The 3,834-nt window shown below is 37.6% G+C and carries 5 protein-coding genes; all 5 read right to left on the reverse strand.

What is annotated here, in order from left to right; translation table 11 throughout:
- Positions 1-5: 5 nt before the first annotated feature.
- From P9B04_RS16425 to phnD, 5 genes are read right to left on the reverse strand one after another with little or no spacing between them, the layout of a single operon-like run.
- On the reverse strand, positions 6-176 hold the full coding sequence (locus P9B04_RS16425) for a hypothetical protein (RefSeq protein ID WP_342056065.1): 171 nt from the start codon (positions 174-176) through the stop codon (positions 6-8).
- Positions 173-946, reverse strand: coding sequence for a phosphonate ABC transporter, permease protein PhnE (phnE, locus tag P9B04_RS16430; RefSeq protein WP_342056066.1), 774 nt, complete (start codon positions 944-946; stop codon positions 173-175). Before phnE (P9B04_RS16430) ends, P9B04_RS16425 begins: the two co-directional genes overlap by 4 nt.
- 14 nt (positions 947-960) lie before the next feature.
- A complete protein-coding gene (gene phnE / locus P9B04_RS16435; protein ID WP_342056067.1) occupies positions 961-1,764 on the reverse strand; it encodes a phosphonate ABC transporter, permease protein PhnE in 804 nt (267 codons plus the stop codon).
- Positions 1,742-2,503, reverse strand: a complete 762-nt coding sequence (gene phnC / locus P9B04_RS16440) for a phosphonate ABC transporter ATP-binding protein (protein ID WP_342056068.1) — start codon at positions 2,501-2,503, stop codon at positions 1,742-1,744. The genes phnE (P9B04_RS16435) and phnC overlap by 23 nt, the downstream gene beginning before the upstream one ends.
- A 10-nt stretch (positions 2,504-2,513) precedes the next feature.
- Positions 2,514-3,425 carry a phosphonate ABC transporter substrate-binding protein gene (gene phnD, locus P9B04_RS16445; protein WP_342056069.1) on the reverse strand — a complete coding sequence of 304 codons (912 nt, stop codon included), beginning with the start codon at positions 3,423-3,425 and terminating at the stop codon, positions 2,514-2,516.
- Positions 3,426-3,834: the final 409 nt, after the last annotated feature.

Raw genomic sequence — 3,834 nt, forward strand, 5'->3', positions numbered from 1 at the left:
TGGTTTTATGAACATGGTTTGGAACTTTGTCTTGTCAGGTGCAAGATGTGAGTTTGAGGTAAAACTTTATCTTTAATCTGCCAATTTTTGCCAATCTCTTCAGCTAAATTGTAAATAGTTTCTAGAGAATGAGCCGTCAAAGCTTTGACCCATAAAGAACGTTCATAAGTTGTCATAAAACTTGCTTCCTTAGCCAAGTAGATAAATAATCAATAGCTATAATAGTAATCAGAATAATCAAAATTAAAGTAGCAGATTTATCATAGTTAAAAAAACGAAGGGTTGTATTTAATTCAACACCGATACCTACAGCACCCACTAAACCTAATACCGTTGCCATACGAACATTACGATCAAAAATATACAGAGTATAACCAATCACCTCTTGTAAAATTGAAGGCCAAGCTGCATACATAATTAACTGTAAAGTGTTAGTTCCAGTAGCACTTACTCCCTCATAGATACCCTTATCAACTCGTTCCATACTTTCAGCCAAAAATTTACCTAAAAACCCCGTAGTGTGAATTCCTAGAGCTAAAAAGCCAGGGAGAGGTCCCAACCCTAATGCTGCCACAAAAATTAAGGCTAAAACCAAATCTGGCATGGCACGAAAAAAGTTAAGAAGTTCTCTTACTATTCGATAAATAAATGGGTGAGGTGAGAGATTTTTGGCTCCTATGGGTGCGAGGAAAAAACTTAAAGTTAGAGATAAAACTGTCCCCCAAAAAGCAATTATAACTGTAACTAACATCAACCAGAGATATTTAGGCAACTCACTAAAATCTGGGCGAGTATAACGACTTAAATATTCCGTAATATTTTCACCGCTACGGAGTAATTCTCCAAACGGTAACTGTAAATAAACTAAACAAATAATGGTTAAAAATACAACAATACCAAATATAACAAGGGGCCAATTAAACGGTTTCGGTGGTAACTTAGACATGATTATGTTTTCGGTTAAATAATATAAGAACGTAGTTGAGTTGAGAGATAATCTAAAATAGTCACCATCAAATAAATTGCCAAAACAATTAAAATCAAACGACCATAATTGAATAAGCGAATTGAAGAAATCAACTCATAACCAATACCTCCAGCACCCACAAAACCGAGTACAGTCGCTGAACGAATATTATTATCGAGAATATACAAAGTTGTGCCAATAAAATCAGGCATTGCTTGAGGCAACATAGAAAAATAAACCTTTTGTAACCAATTTGCCCCTGTTGCTTCTACCCCTTCAATCATCCCCACATCAACCACTTCAATACTTTCAGCAAAAAACTTACCCATAAATCCCGTTGTGACAAAAGTAAGAGCTAAAATACCAGGAAAAGGACCTAATCCCAACGCAGAAACAAACAACAAAGCCCAGACAATCTCAGGTAAAGCTCTCATAAAACTGAGTAAGTTTTTCACTACATGAAAAACAATAGGAAAAGGACTACTATTTCTAGCAGCTAAGATTCCCAATGGTAAACTAAAACAACAAGAAAACACCGTACTTAAAAAACCCATAGCAATGGTTTCAAGCATTTTATTAGTAAGAATTGGCAAATAACTCCACTCAGGAATTGTCAGTAAATTAGAGACAAAATTAAAAAAATTACCGCTAGATTTAACAATAGTGATGGGATTAAATTCCACCAGAGGAGCAGTTATCAGCAAAATGATAACAACAATGAGAACAAAGAAAATGCTTCCACGAGTGGGTAATCCATTTTCAGTCGGCCAATGTCTAGGCCACATGGATATTTTCATGATCTTCTTTGTGGTAAATTGTCTCTAGGAGACTGTTATGAAGCAAATTAACAGGCTGATCATCAAATATAATTTTCCCTTGTTTAATGCCAATAATGCGATCGGCAAACTGCATGGCCAAATTAACTTGGTGTAAACTTGCTAATACAGTCACTCCATCTTCTTTACAAATTTTGAACAACAAATTCATAATTTCTGAGCTTGTGGCAGGATCTAAACTAGCCACCGGTTCGTCAGCAATAATAATCTGGGGTTTTTGCACCAAAACACGGGCAATGGCTACCCGTTGTTGTTGCCCTCCCGATAAATTATTGGCCCTTTGCCAAACCTTATCCGTTAATTCAACCCTTTCTAACGCCCAATGAGCCAACTTATAATCTTGTTTGCTAAAAAGATAAAAAAGACTCTCCCACCAACGACGATAATAAGAACGCCCAATTAACACATTAGTCATCACATTGAGACGATTAACCAAATTAAACTGTTGAAAAATCATCCCCACCTTGGCTCGAATATGATGTTGATTTTGTGGGGTTAACTTGCGTTGATCAATGAAAATCTCTCCTTGGGAGGGGGTTTCCAAGCCATTTACCATCCGTAACAGCGTTGATTTTCCTGCACCGGAAGATCCCAGAATCACTGTAAACTCTCCAGGATTAATAATTAAATCTGTCTTCTGGATTGCTTGAAAACCATTGTTAAACGTTTTTGTCACCCCTTTAAATTCAATAGTAGTCATGACAAAACACTTATTTAAGGATTTGCTCTTTTTGTAACCCTAATTGTTGCACAATATCCCGAATGACTTGATAATCTTGGGCAGTTACTTCTTCATAACGAGCTAAGGTACCATAACCTGTAACTTCAATCTCATTATGAGCATTCAAAATAATCTCTTTTATCTGGGCTTTCATTTCAGGATCTAAATCGCCCCGATAAGTTAAAGGAGAACCGGGAATGGGATCAGATGTTTCTAGAATACGCAGATCATTATCTTTTATCAAGCCCTTTTCTAGCATCTTTTCATGGGTGATATCATTACTGCCGGCGGCGGCTACCGTCTTGTTTTTCACTGCCAATTGTGCCGCATCATGGGAACCGGCATAAGTTACCTTGCCAAAAAATTGATCAGGCATTTCACCTGTACTTTTCTTTACCATATAGCTAGGTACTAAAGATCCTGATGTGGAAGCCGGATCAACAAAGGCTACATCTGCACCTTTTAAATCAGCGATAGATTTAGCGGGAGAATCTCCTGGCACAAAAATCATACTTTGATAGGTAGAAGTCCCACCCTCTTTAACTCCCACAGCAAAAGCCTCTGCTTCTGCTTCTTGTTCCGCTAAAACGTAGGAAAGGGGACCAAACCAAGCAATATCCACCCGATCTCGTTTCATCGCTTCAATGACACCAGCATAGTCAGTAGCTTGAAAAACTTTAACCGGCATCCCGATTTTTTCTTCTAAATGAGCGCGCATCGGCTCAAATTTAGCCAACATTTCCTCGTTGTCTTCTGCGGGAATTAACCCCATGATAATTTCAGACTTAGCTGCTGAAGATGCCACCTGAGAAGAGTTTTCAGAGGTTTGTGAGTTATTGCCACATCCCCCAAATAAAGGCAATAAGACTAATGCCCCCAACAGTAATTGACGACGTAACATAAATTTTCCTAGATATGAATTGAAGATTGAATAAACAATAATGATCAGTTTTTGGATTAGTTATCCATAGGATAAGGATAGAAGGTTAACCCTTTTTTAATTTCTGAATAAATTTTGATTATAAATTTGTTCGGACCAATTGCCTAAGTTGTTGGTTTTTAGTGGCGTTCCTTAATCAAAACCCCGACGTTAACGTCGGGGTTTTATCTGTGGTTATATATAGCAGTCTCAGAAATCAAGGCGAAGTGCGATCGCAGAAAGAAAGCTTTGATTTTTTATATACTAAAAGGCACCCTAAAAAAATAGCTTTAATTATGAGGAAATAAGAGGACTATCAATCGATCAACTGTTCCTGCGTGACGACTCCCGACACTGAACGGAGTACCGTTACAGTGCGGGCTTCTCCAAG

The sequence above is a fragment of the Crocosphaera sp. Alani8 genome (assembly GCF_038442745.1).
Taxonomy (GTDB): Bacteria; Cyanobacteriota; Cyanobacteriia; order Cyanobacteriales; family Microcystaceae; genus Crocosphaera.

Excerpts from the sequence above, each read along its gene's own strand:
- phnD (WP_342056069.1), bottom strand. The coding sequence starts at position 3,425 with ATGTTACGTCGTCAATTACTGTTGGGGGCATTAGTCTTATTGCCTTTA.
- phnE (WP_342056067.1), bottom strand. The coding sequence starts at position 1,764 with ATGAAAATATCCATGTGGCCTAGACATTGGCCGACTGAAAATGGATTA.
- P9B04_RS16425 (WP_342056065.1), bottom strand. The coding sequence starts at position 176 with ATGACAACTTATGAACGTTCTTTATGGGTCAAAGCTTTGACGGCTCAT.
- phnE (WP_342056066.1), bottom strand. The coding sequence starts at position 946 with ATGTCTAAGTTACCACCGAAACCGTTTAATTGGCCCCTTGTTATATTT.
- phnC (WP_342056068.1), bottom strand. The coding sequence starts at position 2,503 with ATGACTACTATTGAATTTAAAGGGGTGACAAAAACGTTTAACAATGGT.